At 58.8% G+C, this 18,088-nt stretch carries 12 protein-coding genes; 9 read left to right on the top strand and 3 right to left on the bottom strand.

The window, feature by feature from the left end; all coding sequences use genetic code 11:
- The first annotated feature begins 3 nt into the window (after window positions 1-3).
- The 4 genes from K3166_RS02285 (at window position 4) to K3166_RS02270 (ending at window position 4,895) form a co-directional block, all read left to right on the top strand.
- Window positions 4-714, top strand: coding sequence for an ABC transporter ATP-binding protein (locus K3166_RS02285; protein WP_221423097.1), 711 nt, complete (start codon window positions 4-6; stop codon window positions 712-714).
- Window positions 715-722: 8 nt separating this feature from the next.
- The gene (locus K3166_RS02280) at window positions 723-1,919 is read left to right on the top strand and encodes an ABC transporter permease (RefSeq protein ID WP_221423920.1); all 1,197 of its coding nucleotides are present in this window, start codon (window positions 723-725) and stop codon (window positions 1,917-1,919) included.
- A gap of 81 nt (window positions 1,920-2,000) precedes the next feature.
- Window positions 2,001-2,207 (top strand): hypothetical protein, encoded by a 207-nt coding sequence (locus tag K3166_RS02275; protein ID WP_221423096.1) that lies wholly within the window; start codon window positions 2,001-2,003, stop codon window positions 2,205-2,207.
- Window positions 2,208-2,255: 48 nt separating this feature from the next.
- Window positions 2,256-4,895: a CHAT domain-containing protein gene (locus K3166_RS02270; RefSeq protein ID WP_221423095.1), complete on the top strand. Its 2,640-nt coding sequence runs from the start codon at window positions 2,256-2,258 to the stop codon at window positions 4,893-4,895.
- On the opposite strand, the gene K3166_RS02265 is transcribed toward K3166_RS02270, so the two are convergent.
- Complete coding sequence (locus tag K3166_RS02265; RefSeq protein WP_221423094.1) at window positions 4,873-6,834, bottom strand: TIR domain-containing protein; 1,962 nt, start codon at window positions 6,832-6,834, stop codon at window positions 4,873-4,875. The genes K3166_RS02270 and K3166_RS02265 overlap by 23 nt on opposite strands.
- 163 nt (window positions 6,835-6,997) lie before the next feature.
- On the opposite strand from K3166_RS02265, the gene K3166_RS02260 reads away from it, so the two are divergent.
- From K3166_RS02260 to K3166_RS02245, 4 genes are all read left to right on the top strand, one after another.
- Window positions 6,998-7,963 carry a carotenoid biosynthesis protein gene (locus K3166_RS02260; protein ID WP_221423093.1) on the top strand — a complete coding sequence of 322 codons (966 nt, stop codon included), beginning with the start codon at window positions 6,998-7,000 and terminating at the stop codon, window positions 7,961-7,963.
- Window positions 7,960-11,013: an NAD(P)-binding protein gene (locus K3166_RS02255; RefSeq protein WP_221423092.1), complete on the top strand. Its 3,054-nt coding sequence runs from the start codon at window positions 7,960-7,962 to the stop codon at window positions 11,011-11,013. The genes K3166_RS02260 and K3166_RS02255 overlap by 4 nt, the downstream gene beginning before the upstream one ends.
- Before the next feature lie 88 nt (window positions 11,014-11,101).
- On the top strand, window positions 11,102-12,793 hold the full coding sequence (locus K3166_RS02250; RefSeq protein WP_221423091.1) for a TIR domain-containing protein: 1,692 nt from the start codon (window positions 11,102-11,104) through the stop codon (window positions 12,791-12,793).
- Between the two features lie 141 nt (window positions 12,794-12,934).
- Window positions 12,935-14,596, top strand: coding sequence for a hypothetical protein (locus K3166_RS02245; RefSeq protein WP_221423090.1), 1,662 nt, complete (start codon window positions 12,935-12,937; stop codon window positions 14,594-14,596).
- 65 nt (window positions 14,597-14,661) lie between these two features.
- On the opposite strand, the gene K3166_RS02240 is transcribed toward K3166_RS02245, so the two are convergent.
- Window positions 14,662-14,919: a hypothetical protein gene (locus K3166_RS02240; RefSeq protein ID WP_221423089.1), complete on the bottom strand. Its 258-nt coding sequence runs from the start codon at window positions 14,917-14,919 to the stop codon at window positions 14,662-14,664.
- A 53-nt stretch (window positions 14,920-14,972) separates the two neighbouring features.
- Window positions 14,973-15,584 (bottom strand): TetR/AcrR family transcriptional regulator, encoded by a 612-nt coding sequence (locus K3166_RS02235; RefSeq protein WP_221423088.1) that lies wholly within the window; start codon window positions 15,582-15,584, stop codon window positions 14,973-14,975.
- Window positions 15,585-15,704: 120 nt separating this feature from the next.
- Here K3166_RS02235 and K3166_RS02230 point away from each other — a divergent pair, with 120 nt between their 5' ends.
- Window positions 15,705-18,041, top strand: a complete 2,337-nt coding sequence (locus K3166_RS02230; protein WP_221423087.1) for a TonB-dependent receptor — start codon at window positions 15,705-15,707, stop codon at window positions 18,039-18,041.
- The last annotated feature ends 47 nt before the right edge of the window (window positions 18,042-18,088 follow it).

Below are 18,088 nucleotides of genomic sequence, written 5' to 3'. Positions count from 1 at the left end.
CACGTGAGCAATGAAATCCTGATCGAACTTGAAGGGATCACCAAGACCTTCGGCACTGGACCCGCTGCGTTCCAGGCCCTCAAAGGTGTCGATCTTTCCATTGAGCGCAGCGATTTCGTTGCCATCATGGGCCCATCAGGTTCGGGCAAGTCGACGACCATGAATATCCTAGGCTGCCTCGACACGCCGACCAGCGGCACGTTCAAATTTCGCGGCGTGGAAGTGCAGTCGCTTACGCGCGACCAGCGAAGCTTGCTGCGCCGCCGCTATCTCGGCTTCGTGTTCCAAGGCTTCAACCTGCTTTCCCGCACAACCGCGCTGGAAAATGTCGAATTGCCATTGCTCTACCGCGGTGAAACCAAGAAGGCGCGCCGCGAGGCGGCAGAACGCTCGCTCGACAAGGTCGGTTTGCTGCCCTGGGCGTCGCACACTCCGGCAGAACTGTCGGGCGGCCAGCAGCAGCGCGTTGCCATCGCCCGCGCGCTTGTTTCGGACCCGGATGTCCTGCTTGCAGATGAACCGACCGGAAATCTCGACACCGAACGCTCAATCGAGATCATGGAACTGCTCAGCAATTTGAGCGAAACCGGCATTACCGTTCTGATGGTAACCCACGAACAGGAGATGGCCGAGTTTGCGCGGACGATCGTGCAATTCCGCGATGGTCTGGTTGAGCATGTCACTCAGGGCACTCGAAAGGGAGCAAGCGCATGAAGCTGCGGATGCTGGGCGCCACGTTCCTGCTCGCGCTGCGCGAGATCAGGCGCCACCTGCTGCGCAGCTTCCTGACAACGCTGGGCATCATTATCGGGGTGGCTGCCGTCATCACGATGGTAACGCTGGGCAGAGGTTTGACTGCCAATGTTCAGGAAGACATTGCCGGGCTTGGCTCCAATGTCTTCATCGTCTTCCCCAGCCGGGTCGGTGATCGCCAACCGGCACCATTCGACGACGCGGATATCGCCGCCGTCCAGATGCAGATACCCGGTGTCACCAATGCGGCGGGATCGGCCCAGATCAGCACCACAGCGTTTCACAATGGTCAGGATTGGTCGACCAGCGTCCAAGGCGGCGATACCGATTTCTTCACTGCCCAGTCGATTGATGTCGTCGACGGGCGCGGCTTCACCGCAGAAGAAAGCGCCCGCGGCGAGGCCGTGTGCATCCTTGGTCCCAAGGTGGTGGAGGAAATCTTCGTCGAAGGCGAAGTGCTTGGCGAACAGATGCGCGTGGGCAATGTTAGCTGCCAGGTAGTCGGTGTGATCGATGAACGATCAAGCGCCGTGGGCGGCGGCCAGGATGCCAACGATGTCGTGTTCATGCCGCTCAAGACCGTGCAGCGGCGCTTCACCGGCAGCACGAATGTCCAGTTCTTCGTGGTCAAGTATGACGATGCCTACACCAGCGCTTCGATCCAGCAGCAACTGATCGACCTGCTGCGCGAACGCCGCGTTATCCAGAAAGGCGAAGCGAATGATTTCAACATCATCGACACCGCCGACATTAATGAAACGGTCAATACCGTAACCGGCACAATGACCGCAGTGGTCACCGTGATCGCCGGTATCAGTCTCCTTGTCGGCGGCATCGGCATCATGAACATCATGCTGGTCAGCGTGACAGAGCGAACCCGCGAAATTGGCATCCGCCTGGCGATCGGCGCGCTGGCGAAGGAAGTGCGGATGCAATTCCTGACAGAGGCGGTCGTGCTGTGTTGTTTCGGCGGCCTGATCGGCATTCTACTGGCCTTCGGATTGTCCGTAGCGCTCGCCAGTGCGATCGACTTGCCGTTCATTTTCGATCCGGTGGTGAATATCTTCAGCTTCCTGTTCAGCGCCGTGATGGGAATTATCTTCGGCTATTACCCCGCACACCGCGCAAGCAAGCTGGACCCGATCGATGCGCTGAGACACGAATAACCGGCTCAAGCGCGAAACGGGTGCAATTGCTTGCTGGGATATTGCTTATCGGCTAACATCATTTCGGTGGAGGCAGAAATAATGACAGATAAGAAGCCTGTTGGCGGAGATGGCGCCAAGGATAATTCCGACAAACCCGCTGATGATCGTGCAAAGCGCGGAAACGACGGCGACCGCCAGTTTCGCGGCAATGACGGCGATCGTAACTTTCGCGGAAATGACGGCGACAGGAATTTCAGAGGTAACGACGGCGACAGGAACTTCCGCGGCAACGATTCCGACAGGTAGCGTTGCCATGCGCAGCAGAGCTTCTCTTCTGCCACTTGGAAATCTGCCGTGAGCAAGAAGCGTTGGAACATCGCATTCGTGCCCTTTGGTGATGGTGAGTATGATGTCACCGTCAGGCGTTCTGGTGCAGTGCACCGGTTCCGCACGAGATTGCCGCCTGATATTTCCGATTTGTGGGAAGCCAGCGATCAAACCGCCGGCACGACGCGCAGTTTCCGCAGCAATGCCGCCGAACTGACGCCCGAGGCCCGGTTTTTCCAGGCTGGCAATCTGCCGACCCTAAAAGACATCGGCGAACGCGTTCTGGAAAGCGTGTTCGACTTGAACAATTCCGCCGAGGGCCCAAAAATCCTTGGCGCGCTTGAAGACCGGATTGCGGACAATGACGGTGTCGAGATCGAGATTGATCTCTCCCAAGCGTCCGAACTTTCAGGCGTCCCGTGGGAAGCACTGTATCTGAAATCGCACGACCGTTTTCTGGCGATCGGCACCACGTCGAATATTGTCAGGAAACTCGACGCGCAAAGCGAGCTGCCACCGCCCGCCAGCAAGCCGATCAGGATTCTCGTGGCCGCTGCGAACCCGTGGCGTGATCTCGAAACCGATGTCGAGCTTGGCAACATCAGCAAGCGCATCGACAATCTCGTCGCGGCCAAGGACGGCGAATTCGAAATCCGGTCGTTGCCCGCGGTCAACCGAGAGGACTTCCGCCAGACGTTGAGCGAATGGCAGCCCCATGTCATCCATTACATCGGTCATAGCGGGTTCAAGGATGGCGCCGGCTATCTCGCTTTCGAAACCGGCGAAGAAGGCGTCGGCGACAAGCTCAGTGCGGAAACGCTGCGCAATATGCTGCTCAATTACCGGCCGTGGCTGGTGGTGCTCAATTCCTGCCAGAGTGGGCAGACTTCAGCCGATGAACCGATGGCCGGTGTGGCGCAGAACCTGCTCCAGCGCCTGAATGTCCCGTTCGTTGTCGGAATGCAGCAGCCGGTTTCCGACGATGCGGCCATCAATTTCAGCCAGGAATTCTACACCGCTCTCATACGCGGTGAGACTATCGCCAGCGCTGTGACCTTGGGCCGCTGCGCAATTGCCAGCGATGACGACGAACGCACGCAGGTCGAGCTGATCACCCCCGCGCTCTACACCTCTGGCGAGACCGATCGCATCGCCTTTGTGGAAAGCCAAGCCGCCCCGGCAGTGGCCGGAGCCGGTGAAGCCGAGGCGCAAGAAGGCGGCCTGCTCAAGCGAAAAGGCATACAACGCGGATTGATCGGCGCATCGATCGTCGGGATTATCGGCACAGTGTCTGCGACCTCCGACGATTTGCTGAACATTTTCCGCAATTTCAACGAAGCCAGAGAAATCGCTAGCGGCGCTAGTAATGGGTCCGAGCCAACTGCTAACGGCGCCAACAATCCAGTCGCGCAAGCTGCCGAACCGGTAGACGAGGCAGCAGATTCCCTCGCTGAAGAAACCCCGCAGGTCACTACACCGGTCAACCAGTCTCCTCGCGAAGTGCTGGCAAATGTCGCGCCGCGTAATCGTGATGTGCCGCCCGAAATACAGAGACCCGTTTCTGCCTCACCGCCACCTGCACCTCCGCCGCCTCGGACGGCAGGAACCCTGATCGGCGAAGGTGTGATTGGTGGCGGCATTCTTGCAGGCCCCAGGATCGTCAGTCAGGAACCAGCGACGCGAGATGGTGTCAACGGCTTCATACTCACCTACGAAGATGGCACGAGCAGGTTTTTCTCCGATCAGGGTGCTGTCGTTATCGGCGGCGATAATGACGCGCCCACTCGTGTCGCAAGCCGATCATACACGTACTCTGCAGGCGATCCGAGCCAGGCATATCCGGCCGGAGGTGGCGGAGGCTATGCAGGTCAGCCGCAAATCATTGGCGGTGGCGGCGGTTTTGCCAGCCAGCCATACACCGTTGGCGGAGTGACCACGACCAATACGAAATATTATGTGAGCGATGCCGCGCGGGAAGCCGACACGGCCGTACCGGAGCCAGCCTATACCCCGGTCACCGATGAGTTACCCGCTCCCGTCCCCTGCGCAAAAGTGCTGTTTGAAACCAACTTTGGCTTTGACGAAACCGCTGTTCCGGATGCCGCGCGATCGGCTTACACCGAGGCCAGGCAGCTTTCCGATGACTGTGCAGGCATTAGCGCAGTGACCTTTGTCGGCTACACCGACACTGCGGGAGCAAGCGACTACAACGAACGACTCTCGCTCGAACGGGCACGAAGTGTTGCCGATGATTTCCAGGTGCATTCGGGAGGTTATCTTGGCCCCGTCCAGCTTGTCGGCATGGGCGAAAGCGCGCCCTTGATCCCCACTGCTGACGGCATGGTCGAAGAGGCGAACAGGCGCGTTGAGGTGATCCTCGAACCGTACTGTTACGATTACCCCGCCGACCTTTCAATCACGGACGCCAGCGCAGTTGGGGCGCTCGAAGGGTATGAATACCAAGGTCAGGGCCCTGTCACAATTTCGCACTCCGTCTCGCAAGAAGGGTCGACGCTGGACCTTCAAGAATTCTCGCGAGATTTGGCAGATAATCTGGGAATCCCGTACGGATCGATCGCAACATATGATCTCGGTGACAAATGCCTCGCCCCCGGTGAGACCAGCCGCATCGATATTGACGGGATTATTCCGAAGGCGGAGCGGTAAAGCCCATTCTCTTCAACAGGGCTTTGAACCGTGCATCGCCGCGCAGCGGTTTCAGCATCGGATCGCCGCGCGCCAGGACCAGTCCGGAATCTCCGACAGCAAATGCTCGCTCCAGCATATCCAGGGCACGCTGCGTTTCGCCGGTCTGTGCCAGAACCTGGGCCTGCTGGTAGAGGCCATTGTCGCCGTACTCGGCCTGCAGCTCTGCCATGGCGGCAGCAGCCTCAACGTCATTGCCCAGCTTCGCATGACTTACCGCCAGTCCGGGTAGCCTGCTGAGCGCGCTGCCCTCCTTCTGAAAAGCAGCAAGCGCCTTTCGGTAGTCACCTTCCAGATAGGCGATATTGCCCAGAACGCGGTACGCTACGCTGATGTCCGGATTCAGCTCGAACGTTTTCCTGATCGCTTTCCGCGCTCCATCGAAATCGCCGCGGATCACCAAGATCTGCGCCTTGATTCGGAAAAGGATCGCGCTGAGCGGATCAAGGGCAATCGCCCGATCTATCGCCTGAAGAGCCTGCTCGGTATCGCCGGTGCGCAATGTGTAGGATGCATATGATTGCAGGACACCGCTGTCATTCTGCCCAAGTGCGTAAGCTTGACGGTATGGTCCGCTGGCAGCTTTTGCATCGAGGCTTCCGTTGAGCAGGACATAGCCGAGCGCAGCGTGCCCTTCCGCCAGTTGCGGTGCAACTTCGATGGCCTTGCGGGCTGATGCGATGGCCTCGCCATAAAGTTCTGAACGCGGCCGATCGCTGGTATAGATGTTGGCCAGCGTGGTCTGGACAGTCGACAAGGCGGCCCAGGCAGCACCATATTCCGGGTCGGCAGCCACAGCCGATTTCAATTGCGAAGCCGCATTGCGATCGGTTTCCTCATTGAGCGCAAGTTCGTAGAGCGACTTGCCGCGAAGATAGGCGTCGAAAGCAACTGTGTTTGTGGTACCGCCAATACGCGATGCAGTGCCGTCGCCATCTGCAACGATCTGCACCTTGAGGGCCTGCGCAACCTGCTCTGCGATTTCCAACTGCACCGCAAAGATGTCGTCGAGGTCACGGTCGTATGATTGCGACCAGATATCGAATCCATCGGCGCCATTTATCAGACTGACCGACACGCGGACCATGTTGCCATCGCGGCGCACGCTGCCGTCCAGCAAATACCTGACCCCTAGGTGATCAGCAATTTCCGAGGGTGACTTGTCTTCATCTGCTGCAGTCTGGGTCGATGATTGCGCCGCGATGCGCATCTCGGCGCTCTGGCTCAGGACCTGGCGGACTTCTTCGCCAAGTCCGGTCGAAAAATAGTCCTGATTTTCATCACCGCTGAGGTTTTCGAAGGGCAGGATTGCAAGGCTGTTTGCTTCCGCATCATCGTCGGCGCCCAGCCATGCCCAGGCCCCCGCCGAAACCAGCGTTGCGGCAGCGATCAGGCCGAATAATCTGGCCCTGAAGCCGACCGGCGGTTGGACGTCCGACCTGGCGAGGAATGCAGGCGAAGCAGGAGCGCTTTCGGCATCGTCACGCTCGGTCAGGTGCCGAACCGCAGCAAGCACCTCCTTAACTGCGGGAGCGTTTGCCTTGCCCTTCCACTGCGACATGTCGACCGCCTGGAACTGGCGGAAACCGAGCGGCGGCAGGCAGCCATCAAGAGACACTGGCACCAATGTTGACCGGTCACGTCCAGCTTCGGCTTCGTCGCGAACCCAATTCGAAGCCAGGGACGTGTTGCTCCACAAGACCACCACAGCCTTGGCTGTTTCGAGCGCCTCTTGGATCTTGTTGGAATATTCGGCGCCGGCTTCCAGCTTCCCGTCCCACCAGACGGAAAAACCATCTTTTTCGAGGATGGCTATCAATTGGCGCGCGCGCGGCTCATCGCCTCGCGCATAGCTTACGAAAACATCCGGCCTTGGAGCAGGGCTGATATCGTCAACCATATAACGGTCTAACCAGCCTTTCCCATGATCAGCAAGCGAATGCGTCGCCTCGGTTTAACGGAGAACCGGCTGTTGCTTGCTTTTCAAATGCATGGACCTACGATGTCGCACTTGGGTCGCAAGGACATTTGGCGAAATTCGCCGGTTCATGCGGAGGGATTTTATGGGGGAAGTATCCAGTAGGGTCGGGCGAATCCCCGCCGCGGTCTGGCTTATCCTGACAATACTGACGATTGTCGTCTTTTACGTCGGCATACGTACCGGCGGCTTCAACATGCCGCTCGAACGCATCCCCTGGGATATCCTGGTCCCGAGTGCTGCCGCAGTCTGCCTGGGACATTCGATACTCCTGCTTGGCCGCAAGCGTGCGCTCACCCTGTTCGGCATGGCCGTCTTGATTTCATTTTGCTTCGAGTATGTCGGAGAAAGCACCGGCCTGATCTTCGGCGACTATTTCTACACTCACGTGCTTGGCTACAAGGCCTTCGGACGCATCCCCTATTTGATCCCGCTGGCCTGGTACATGATGTTCTACCCCAGCTACATCATCACGAACCTTATTGCCGAAGGTGGCCCCGTATCTCGCCGGACCGGCATCGTGCCAATCATCTGGCTGTCGATCCTGAGCGCTATGGTGATGACGGCCTGGGACCTGACCATGGATCCCGTGATGAGCTACCACCCCTGCCAGAACTCTGAGCTCAAGTGCCTTACGCCGCAGCTTGACCCAGGCGAAGTGGGTCATCCCGCCTGGGTGTGGACCCAGCCAGGGCCGCACTTCGGCGTACCCTTGCTCAATTTCCGCGGCTGGTTGATTGCCAGTTTCACGGTGTTTTTCGCTTACCGACTGGTCGAGCGAAAACTGCCGCTGGAGCCTGCAGCCGGCATGAATTCGCGGCTCATGATCTCGATCCCGGTTGGCATTTACGCAAGCATGGCAATCATCGACACCTGGCTCGGCTATCCGGAAATCGAGGATGTACACCTCATCTCGCCTTTCGTGATGGGCATTCCTGCATTTTTCGCAGCATTCCACCTTTTCTCGAACCGAACAGACTTGCCGCTTTGGCCTTCCAAGGGAGATGTCGAAAGCAGCGAACTGCACCTGCCCGAAGGTGAACTCGCATGACCAAAACACGCATCGCAATTCTGGGAGGCGGCCTGTCGGGCGTCGTTGCCGCCTTTTACCTGAGCGCGCCGGAGCAGCGCGGCAAATATGACATCACGATCTACCAGCTTGGGTGGCGGCTGGGCGGGAAATGCGCGACGGGCCGCAATCCTGATCATGGGGAGAGGATTCAGGAACACGGGCTGCACGTATTCATGGGCGCCTACCAGAATGCCTTCAAGATGGTTCAGGAAGCCTATGGCGAGGCCAAAAACCTGCACTTCAAGACATGGGACAAGGCCTTCACCAAGGTGGACCGGCTCACCCTGATGGACCGCGAAAAGGACTATCAGTCGCCTTGGGAGTTCTCTGTGCCCGTCATGCCCGGCACACCTGGGATCGACCAGGCGCCTGACCTTTGGGGCCGGGTCGTGCAAGTGCTCGAATGGATTGAGAGCGAGGTTCTGGGCACCCACGGCGAGACCTTCTCGAACCACCCTGACCTTTCCGGACTGTCATGGTGGCGCAGGATGCTTACCCGGCTATTGCTGGGGATCGAGCATCTCGTCGCCGAGGCGGTCACGGTTTTGGTCAAGGAGGCGCTGGAAGTGGCGCAGACCCTGATCGATGATCCGCGCAAGCACGGCGCACACCATCACAATATGCTGGCAGAAATCCTTGGTGGATTGCGAAGCTGGATCCAGCGCCGTGCGCGTCCATTGCTTGAGACCGATGACCAGCTGCGCCACTTCTGGGTCTGCGCGGACCTGGGCCTGTCCAGCTTGATAGGATCGCTGCGCGACGGGCTCTTGTTCGACCCGGAAGGAAATCTGGAACGCGTCAACCAGCTCGACTATCGCGAATGGCTGACATCTCATGGTGCAGACGAACTCACGGTCAATTCAGCGATAATCCGCAGCCTTTATGATCTGATCTTCGCTTATCCCCAGGGCGACTGGACGCGTCACGGCGAAGTTGAGGCGGGGACGATGGTCGTCTCCCTGATGAATACGGCCACCTACCAGGGTTCGATCATCTGGAAGTTCAACAGCGCCACGGGCGATGCCATCGTTCAGCCGATCTACGAAGTGCTCAAGCAGCGCGGGGTGAAAGTGGAATTCTTTCACCGCGTCGACCGCCTTGTGCCATCCGCTGACGGCGGGGAAATCGAAGCGGTCGAATTGGGCCGCCAGGTAAAGCTTACCGGCAATAGCTACAAACCCCTCAAGCAGCTTAAAAGCGGCCAATATGTCTGGCCGGATCGCCCGCTCTATAAACAAATCGAGGACGGCGCCGCGCTTGAGGCATCGGGAGCAGACCTGGAATCCCATTGGACCCAGTGGAAGGACGCCCTTCCCCCTCTCACCTTGCGCAGCGGTGACGATTACGATGCTCTCGTGCTGGCCATCCCGCCAGCTGCGCATCCGATCATCTGCCGTGACCTTATCGCCCAGAAGCCGGAGTGGCGCAGGTTCAACAACACGATCAAAAGCACGGCGACGCAAAACCTCCAGACATGGATGGACAAGAAGGAACACGGCCTTGGCTGGTGCAGACCCTCTCTCGTCGGTGCCTATGACAAGGTAAACCTCAATACGTGGTGTGATATCACCGAGGTGGTTGCCACCGAAGAATGGCCGCCCGAAGCAAAGGTCGTATCCGAACAGATCATGTGCGGTCCGCTGCCCTGCAAGGATACGCTACCGCCATCATCGGATTATGAATTTCCTGCCCGCGAACTCAAACGTGTGGAGGAAATTGCCAAGAAATTTCTTGACGATGAAGGCTCATACTTCTGGGGCAACGGCTTTGGTCCCGGCGGCCCCCATCGCGGGACACTGCGCAGTCAGTACAACCGCGCCAATATCGATCCGAGCGAACGCTACACTCTGACGGTTCGCAATTCGACCAAGCACCGGATGACGGCAAGCGGTTCGACCTATTCAAACCTCTACCTTACCGGCGACTGGATCCAGAACGGGCAAAACCTCGGCTCGTTCGAGGCAAGCACAATTTCCGGAATGCTCGCCAGCCATGCAATCTCGAAATTCCCGACCGACATTCGCGGGGTCGACGCAGAGGCGTTGACCAAGGCAGAATATCCATCCCGTTCGTCGGATGGTCCGGGCAAGTTTGTGGTGCATCCGGGCATGTCGACCTTTCCGGGGAATATTACACTCGACAATACCACCATGTGGGCATTCTTGCTGGAGGCGGATTACGCCCTGATGGAATCCTATTGCCGCCGCATGTTCGATGAACCCAGCGGGGGGCAAGTCCGCGTGCGGCCCATGTCATCCATGATGATGATGACCATCGTCGACATCCACACAGGCCGGTTTGTCGATGAACCCAAGATGGGCTGGTCGCCAGAGCGCGAATTGACCTTCTGGATCCCGGCTGTGCGTATCGAAGAGCGCGGCGGCAAGGAAGTGGCCACCCATTTCGACATGGTCATGCCCTATCTCGTGCTCGACAATCCCGTGGCCATTGCGTCGGGACGTGAGATCTTCGGTTACCAGAAGCAGAAGGGCTGGATCACCCTCCCCACTGACGAGGGCAACGCCGCTGGCACGCTTTCGGTCGATTTGTTCGCGACCAAGTCGTTCGGCGAAGATGCGCGGCAGGAACGGCACAGAATTCTCACCCTGAGCAATCCGGGCGAAAAGGACAGCAGCGTTCTCAGCAAGATCGGCGGCTTCGGTGACGCGGTGAAGGCGCTCCATCATCACATGGGAAGCCGCCATAAGGGTTGGCATGGTAGCCTTGGCCTGGATCTGGAAATCCTCGGCGACGCGTTCCACCGCAAGGTGCCGCAGCTGTTCCTGAAACAGTTCCGGGATGTCCATGACGGCAATCTTGCCTGTTATCAGGCCATCACGGAGGCGGTTGGCGAAGTCACCAAGTTCGACGCTTTCCCGAAACTGGTCACATTCGACATGGTGCTGGATCACCTCGACAGTTCTCCGGTCGCCGCAGATTTCGGGATTGCTCCGGAGCAAAAGGTGCACGGCGTCAAACTGGCTTACGATATGACGATCTACCCCGGGAAGGTCCTCTGGCAGGCGTAGGCGGCGCATATGATGGTAAACAGCGCACTTTCGCGCTATTGAGAACGTTTCCTGCCAACGGCAGGGACAGCAGTGGATCGGGGAAGTTTTGCACGACCTGTTCATATCCTACGGCCGAGCGGACGAAGACATTGCCCGCCATATGGCCGCCAGCCTCAAGAGCGAAGGCTTTGAGGTTTGGTGGGATGAAACGCTGCGTTCCGGCGACACCTACGACGAGGTTATCGAAAAGGCGCTGAGGCAAGCTCCTGCTGTCGTGGTGTTATGGTCGGCGACATCGGTCCAGTCACGCTGGGTAAGGTCCGAGGCCACGATCGGTGACCGGCACGGAGCGCTGGTCCCGGCGATGATATCGCAGTGCGAACGCCCGATCATGTTCGAGCTGACGCAAACAGCCGACCTGACCAATTGGGACGGCGACACGGCAAACACGCGTTGGCGCGGCTTCGTTGCGGACATTCGTCAGGTTGTCGAACGCCGCAAGAACCAGGCTTCACCGGAACCCGAGCAAGCTTCGCCCCCTCCGCCGTCGCCAGCCATGGCTGCGCCGACACCACCGGCCGAACGGGAAGGCGAATTGCCATCGCTGGCAGTTCTGCCATTCAAGAACAGGTCCGGCATCGAAGACGACGAAGTCTTCGCCATTGGACTTGTCGAAGACGTTATCGACGCATTGTCGCAGGCCGCGGAATTGCGGGTCATTTCAAGCAGTGCCATCGCTCGCTTCCGCGATGGCGAAATCGCCGACATCGAATCAATGGCCCGCAGCCTGGGCGTGCGATACATTCTCGAAGGCAACGTCCGGCGACGTATGAAAACGCTCCGCGTGACCGCACAATTGCTGGATGCCGGCACCGGCACGATCCTCTGGACACAGAAGTTCGAACGACCGCTCGAAGAACTGGCCGAGCTGGAAGAAGACCTGGTCATCGAAGTGGCCGCGCATCTCAATTCCCAGGTCAATCGTCTGGAAATGGAACACGCGCTCAAGAAGCCGGACAATCTTACGGCCTGGGAAATGGTGACCCGGGCAGTCGCCAATTACCGCCAGATTACTGGTGAAACGCTGATGCTGGCCTTGCAGGACGCACAGCAAGCGGTCGAAATCGCGCCTTCCTACGGGCTCGCCCATGCGATGCTGGCCGACGCTAACGCGACGATTTACATGCATGTCATGCCCGACGATCCGGAAACCGTGGCAAAGATAAACGGCGAGATCGGACGCGCACTTGCCTTGGACCCGGATAACCCCATGGTTCTGGCGCACGTTGCCGAAGCCTATAATTACATTGGCCAGCCCAAAGACGCGCTGATTTACGCAGAACGCGCACTCCAGCGAAGCCCGAATTTCGGCCTGGCTCATTACAATGCAGGCATCGCCTATGCCTTGCTCGGCAATCACGATGAAGCTCTCGAACAGTTCGAGCTGGAGATGATCGGCGCACCCGGAGCGCACACGCAATTCGCCACCCGTACCTGGCGCGGCAGCGTACATCTGCGCCGGGGCGATTATGACAAGGCGCGCGAAGAGTACGAATATTCAATCGGCCTCAATCACATCAACGGGGCAGCCTATTTGGGATTGTTCCTTGTGGATATGCTGCAAGGTGATCCGCACGCGGCGCGGCAGAACCTGCAAAGAATGCGCGAACATGACACCCAGGCGACCCAGGAAACATTGAAGTTTCGCCTCAGGCGCTGGTTCGGACAACTGGATCAATGCGATGAATTCTGCGAGTGGTCAGATCAGCATTGGGTAACTGAGAGCGTGACCAGCTAGATGCGCGAAATACTCGATTTGAAACCGCGCCTCACACTGCGCTTCGGTGTGACAGGGCATCGCCCTCCCCGACTCCCCAGGGATCGATATGACGCGGTTCGCCACGGCTGCGCCAACATCTTTGCTCAGAGCAAGGGAGCGTTGGACGAGTTGTTCGCACGGCATCACGAAGTCTTCTCCGACGAGGAACCCCTTATCCGGTTGGTCTCGGCGATGGCGACTGGTGCGGACACAGTGGCGGCAGAAGCCGCGATCGAACAAGGCTTGGCACTGTCAGCTTGCTTGCCATTCTCACCGGAAAACTACGCACTCGATTTCGATGAAGCAGAATGGGCACGCGCCAGCGCACTGATCGAAGCCGCCGACAGTACCGTCGCCCTGGTCGATCACCCTCCCAGCGATACTGCCGCTTATGAGGCGATCGGCCGACTTGTTCTGGCGCAGTCGGATATCCTGATCGCGGTGTGGGACGGAGATGCATCGCGCGGGCGCGGCGGCACGACGGAAGTTGTCGCGCAGGCTGTCGCCAGTCATGTGCCGGTGCTTCATGTCTGGCCAGACGAGATCCACCCGCCGCAGTTGCTGTGGAGCGGTCTGCACACGGACATCCCCGACCGGCCATCCATCGACGGTGTGGAACGCGTAGAATTCAGCAAGGCACTGCCGCAGCTGCTCGAAGCGCTCTGTGCACCCCCGGGCGGTAACGGCGCTGAATCGCTCAAGGTATTCTACTCCCCCGCTCCAACGCGGCGCCAATACAGCATTGCGTGGCCGCTCCTCCTGCTGGCCGCCGGCACCCGCAGTCTGAAGAAAACGCGGTTCAGCATTCCTACGATTGAGGAAATGCGCGAATATTTCATGCCCATGGTGCGCCCCTTCAAAGAGCTGGGCGTATTCGGCAAACGGCTGAACGAAGAAGTCGCCGACAGGTTCGCCCGCGCGGACATGGCCGCCAGCTATTTCGCGCTGCGTTTCAGAAGCAGTTTTGTCACGAACTTCGCCTTGGCTGCTGTCGCCGTCTTGCTCGCCCTTTCCGGACTGTTCTGGCCTGAAGGCAAGGTGGTCCTGATCGCCGCAGAACTGCTGGTGATTTCGCTAATCATCCTCAACACCCGCAGCGCGCGCAAATCGGACTTCCACCAGATGTGGATCGACCGCAGGCACTTGGCCGAAAGATTGCGCCTGTTGGCCATGTCATCGACCCTTGGCCGCCTCGAGCTGCGCGATGTGGAAGACGGCACGACACATCCCGGGTGGGTCACGTGGTATGCCCGTGCCACTGCAAGAGAACTTGAACTGCCACCGGGACAGCTCGATCGGGATTACCTGAGCCGTGTTCGTGATACAGCGCTCCATCTGATCGACGACCAGATCGGCTATCACGAAAACAACGCCAAGATGATGGAGCATACCAATCACCGGTTGCACAAGCTTGGCGATGGACTGTTCGTCGGCACGATCCTGTTCTGCCTGGTGTTCCTCTCGACTGTCGTTCTGCCCGGCAAGACAGGGTATCTGTTCGGTGTCAGCCTGACAGCAGTAACGACCTTTGCGACCGCGTTCTTCCCGGTACTGGCCGCAGCTTTGTACGGCATCCGAATGCAAGGTGATTTTGCCGCCACCGCAGAACGATCGGCGGCAATTGCCAAGCGCCTTCGCAAGCTCAAATCATCCTTCGCGCGCGATGATTTGAGCTATAACCGCCTGGTCGACCGTCTGCGCCGTCTAAGCGAGATCATGCTGTCTGATGTGCACCAATGGCAGCAGCAATATGAAACGCGGCCGATTACGCTGCCCGGTTAGCGCACATGAAAAAGCCGCCCCCGTGAGGGAGCGGCTTTCGTAATTCATTCGCGTCGGTGAGAAAATCAGGCGGCCTTTGCCGACTTCTTCTGTACCGGCTTGGCATCTACGGTGGTTTCGCTTGCCGTCTTGGTGTTCTTCTCGGTCAGCTTCTTCGCAAGATAGCCACCTGCACCGATCGCCAGCATGGCCGGAAGGCTCACGCGGCGCAGCGCGGTTGCTGCGATAACGCCAAGAGCAGCGCCGCCAGCGCCGCCGATGCCAGTCGATGTCTTCTTTGCGAGACGGTCGCCCATGTAGGCGCCAATAATCTTGCCAATCATTCGTAATCTCCTTTGCATCACCAACGGACCAAGCGCCCCAGTGTTCCAAAGGATCAGGCGCGAATGCCCTTTGCAAGCAACGAGTTGGCAATCCTTGCGACCTCGTCCGCAGCGGGATCTCCTTCGCGTGACCAGATCGCATAACGAAGGCCGAGGAAAACATTCATTCCCATGAGCGCCCAAGCTTCCACCTCGCCGAGGTTAGCGCGTAATTCGCCTGCTTTCCCTCCTTCCTCGAGGCGCAAGGCAATGCGTTCGCCGATGGTTTCATAATGCGCACGGTAACTTTCGGGATCGACGAACTCCGCCTCATCGATAATTCGGTAGATCTCCTTGTGTTCGCCAGCGAAACGCAAAAAACTTTCCAGTGCGGCGCGTTCGATCGTGAGCGGTGACATGGTGTCGTCAATCGCATCGCGTGCAGCAACCTTTACCGCTTCGCTCATGTCGAGGACCAGCGCCCGGAAGATGGCATCCTTGCTGTCGAAATAGGTGTAAAACGAGCCGAGCGCCACGCCCGCACGGCGCGTGATCGAGCTGATGGATGCGTCGTGAAAGCCCCGATCACCGAACTCTATCGCTGCCGCATCGAGCAATTTGCGCTGCGTTCGGCGCCCTCGCTCCGTCCGCGGCACCTTCGATGCTTCACTCGTGTCGCTTCCCATTTCAGTCCCCTCAGGCCCAATGGCTAACCCCAACACACATAGCCGCGCAAGATTAAACTTGAAAGGTGGTTCAGTTTTCAATATCCCACCCATTGAGAGAACTTGAGGGAGGGAATTTCAATGAAAATTGGTTCAAAACGGCTGAGCGCAGCGTTTCTGGTCGGCACATCTGCGATGGCGTGGGCGCTGCCTGCGGCCGCGCAATCCAGCGATGCTCCGTCCGTTGACGAAACGCAGGCCGCCGTTGATGAGGACGAAGTCATTGTCGTGACCGCCCGGCGCCGTGTTGAACGGCTGCTCGATGTTCCTCTCGCCGTTTCGGCGTTTTCCGGCGAAGATCTCGAAGAGCGCGGCGCGCTTGATATTACAGATATCGCCGCTTCGGTTCCCAATGTGACCCTCGAAGCCAGCCGCGCAACGAACTCCACCCTGTCGGCCTTTATCCGCGGCGTTGGCCAGCAGGATCCAGTTTCGGGCTTCGAACAAGGGGTCGGCATTTATCTCGATGATGTCTACCTCAACCGCCCGCAAGCTGCCGTGCTCGATATCTACGAAGTCGAACGGATCGAAGTTTTGCGAGGCCCGCAAGGCACGCTCTATGGCCGCAACACCATTGGCGGCGCGGTCAAATACGTGACCAAGCGCCTTCCGCTCGAGCCATCGTTCAAGGCGCGGGCGACATACGGAACATATAACCAGGCCGAAGGGGTGGTATCGGCTTCACTTCCGGTGAGCGACCTCGTCCGGATGGGTGGATCCGTGGCGCGGCTTTCGCGCGGGGGCTTCGGTGACAATCTCACGACGGGTCTGGAAAACTACAACAAGGATATCTGGGCCGGCCGTCTGAGCCTGGAGGTCGGCGGATATGACGAACCTGGCTTCATCAGGCTACAGGGCGATTACACCAAGGACACGTCCGATCCGCGCGGCGGCACGCGCCTGATCCCTGGCCTCTCTTCCGGTGCGCCCATCCTCGACAACGTGTTCGACACCCGCGGGGCGCTCAACGATCCAGAGCAGGAGGTCGAAAGCTACGGCGTATCGCTCCATGCAGAAATGGAGTTGTCGGATGCACTGACGGTTCGCTCGATCTCGGCATGGCGCAAGGATGACAGCTATACGCCAATCGACTTCGACGCCTTGCCAGCGGTCGATCTCGACGTGCCCGGCGCTTACCTCAACGAACAGATCAGCCAAGAATTCCAGCTGCTGTGGGACGATGGCGGCGCGCTTACCGGCCTGCTTGGCTTCTACTACCTTGATGCCAAGGCAGATACGCTGTTCGATGTCCGGATCTTCACGACTTTCCCTGGCCTTACGGCCTTCACGCGGGCAGACGTCGAAACCGAAACCTACGCCGTATTCGGCGATTTCACGTTCGACCTCAGCGAGCAGATCAGTCTTTCCGTGGGCGGCCGGTATACCTGGGACGAACGCAGCGCAGATATCCTGCGCCAGAACTACCTTGGCGGCGGCTCACCCATTTTCGGCGGTGCGGGCGTACCCTTCGGAGGTCCGTCGACCGATTTCGACGGCACCCGCGAGTTCAAGAAGTTCACGCCGCGCGCGTCGATCAGCTTCATGCCGACACCGGATCACAATCTGTACGCCAGCTATTCCAAGGGCTTCAAGGGCGGCGGCTTCGATCCGCGCGGCGTCGGCGTAAATGCTCCGGCAGCAGTGCCCGGTGCACCTACGAACGATGAAGTTGCCTCCTTCCTCAGCTTCGCGCCTGAAGAGGTGGACAGCTACGAAGTCGGCTACAAGGGAAGCCTTGGCATCCTGAACATCGCCGCCGCGGCGTTCTATGCCGACTATACCGACGTTCAGATCCCGGGCTCGGTTGCTTGCGAAGTTGGCGGGCTGCCGACCTTCTGCGGCGTCGTCTCAAATGCCGGTAAAGCGACATTCAAAGGCCTGGAGCTGGAAGCAAACGCCCGCTTCGACGGCGGTTTCGGTCTGTCAGGATCGCTCGGCTACATCGATGCGCAATACGAGGAATACATCACCAACATCGGCAACACGCCAACAGACGTGGCAGACTTTCGTGTCGTCCAGAACACGCCGGAATTCACCGGTAGCGTGACTGCGAGCTACGATGCGGATCTGGGCAACGGTGATCTCTATCTTGGAGCGACACTCTCCTATCGCAGCAAGACTGCGCAGTTCGAAATCCCGAACCCCTACATCGATCAGGACGGATACCCACTGCTCGATGCAAGCGCCAAGTGGACTGCACCTGGCGGCCGCTGGAGCTTCGGTGTTTACGGCAAGAACCTGCTGGACAAGGAATACAAGACGAGCGGCTATACCTTCATCTTGACCGACCCGGTAACCGGCGAAATCCAGAACGGCACCAATGGTTTCCCCATCCCTACCTTGGGGCCTGAAGGCACGCTCACGGCATTCTATGGCAATCCTCGCCAGGTTTTCGCGACGATTACCTTCGAATACTGAGCCAGAACATTTGCATGAGGGGCGGCGACCGTGACCACGGTTCGCCG

The sequence above is a fragment of the Qipengyuania psychrotolerans genome (assembly GCF_019711355.1).
GTDB lineage: Bacteria > Pseudomonadota > Alphaproteobacteria > Sphingomonadales > Sphingomonadaceae > Qipengyuania > Qipengyuania psychrotolerans.
Note: the sequence above shows the minus strand (reverse complement) of the source record. Positions and strands in the feature narration are given on the sequence as shown.

Bases quoted from the DNA above. Each gene is read 5' to 3' on its own strand.
- K3166_RS02230 (WP_221423087.1), top strand. From the start codon at position 15,705: ATGAAAATTGGTTCAAAACGGCTGAGCGCAGCGTTTCTGGTCGGCACA.
- K3166_RS02265 (WP_221423094.1), bottom strand. From the start codon at position 6,834: ATGGTTGACGATATCAGCCCTGCTCCAAGGCCGGATGTTTTCGTAAGC.
- K3166_RS02240 (WP_221423089.1), bottom strand. From the start codon at position 14,919: ATGATTGGCAAGATTATTGGCGCCTACATGGGCGACCGTCTCGCAAAG.
- K3166_RS02280 (WP_221423920.1), top strand. From the start codon at position 723: ATGCTGGGCGCCACGTTCCTGCTCGCGCTGCGCGAGATCAGGCGCCAC.
- K3166_RS02255 (WP_221423092.1), top strand. From the start codon at position 7,960: ATGACCAAAACACGCATCGCAATTCTGGGAGGCGGCCTGTCGGGCGTC.
- K3166_RS02275 (WP_221423096.1), top strand. From the start codon at position 2,001: ATGACAGATAAGAAGCCTGTTGGCGGAGATGGCGCCAAGGATAATTCC.
- K3166_RS02260 (WP_221423093.1), top strand. From the start codon at position 6,998: ATGGGGGAAGTATCCAGTAGGGTCGGGCGAATCCCCGCCGCGGTCTGG.
- K3166_RS02235 (WP_221423088.1), bottom strand. From the start codon at position 15,584: ATGGGAAGCGACACGAGTGAAGCATCGAAGGTGCCGCGGACGGAGCGA.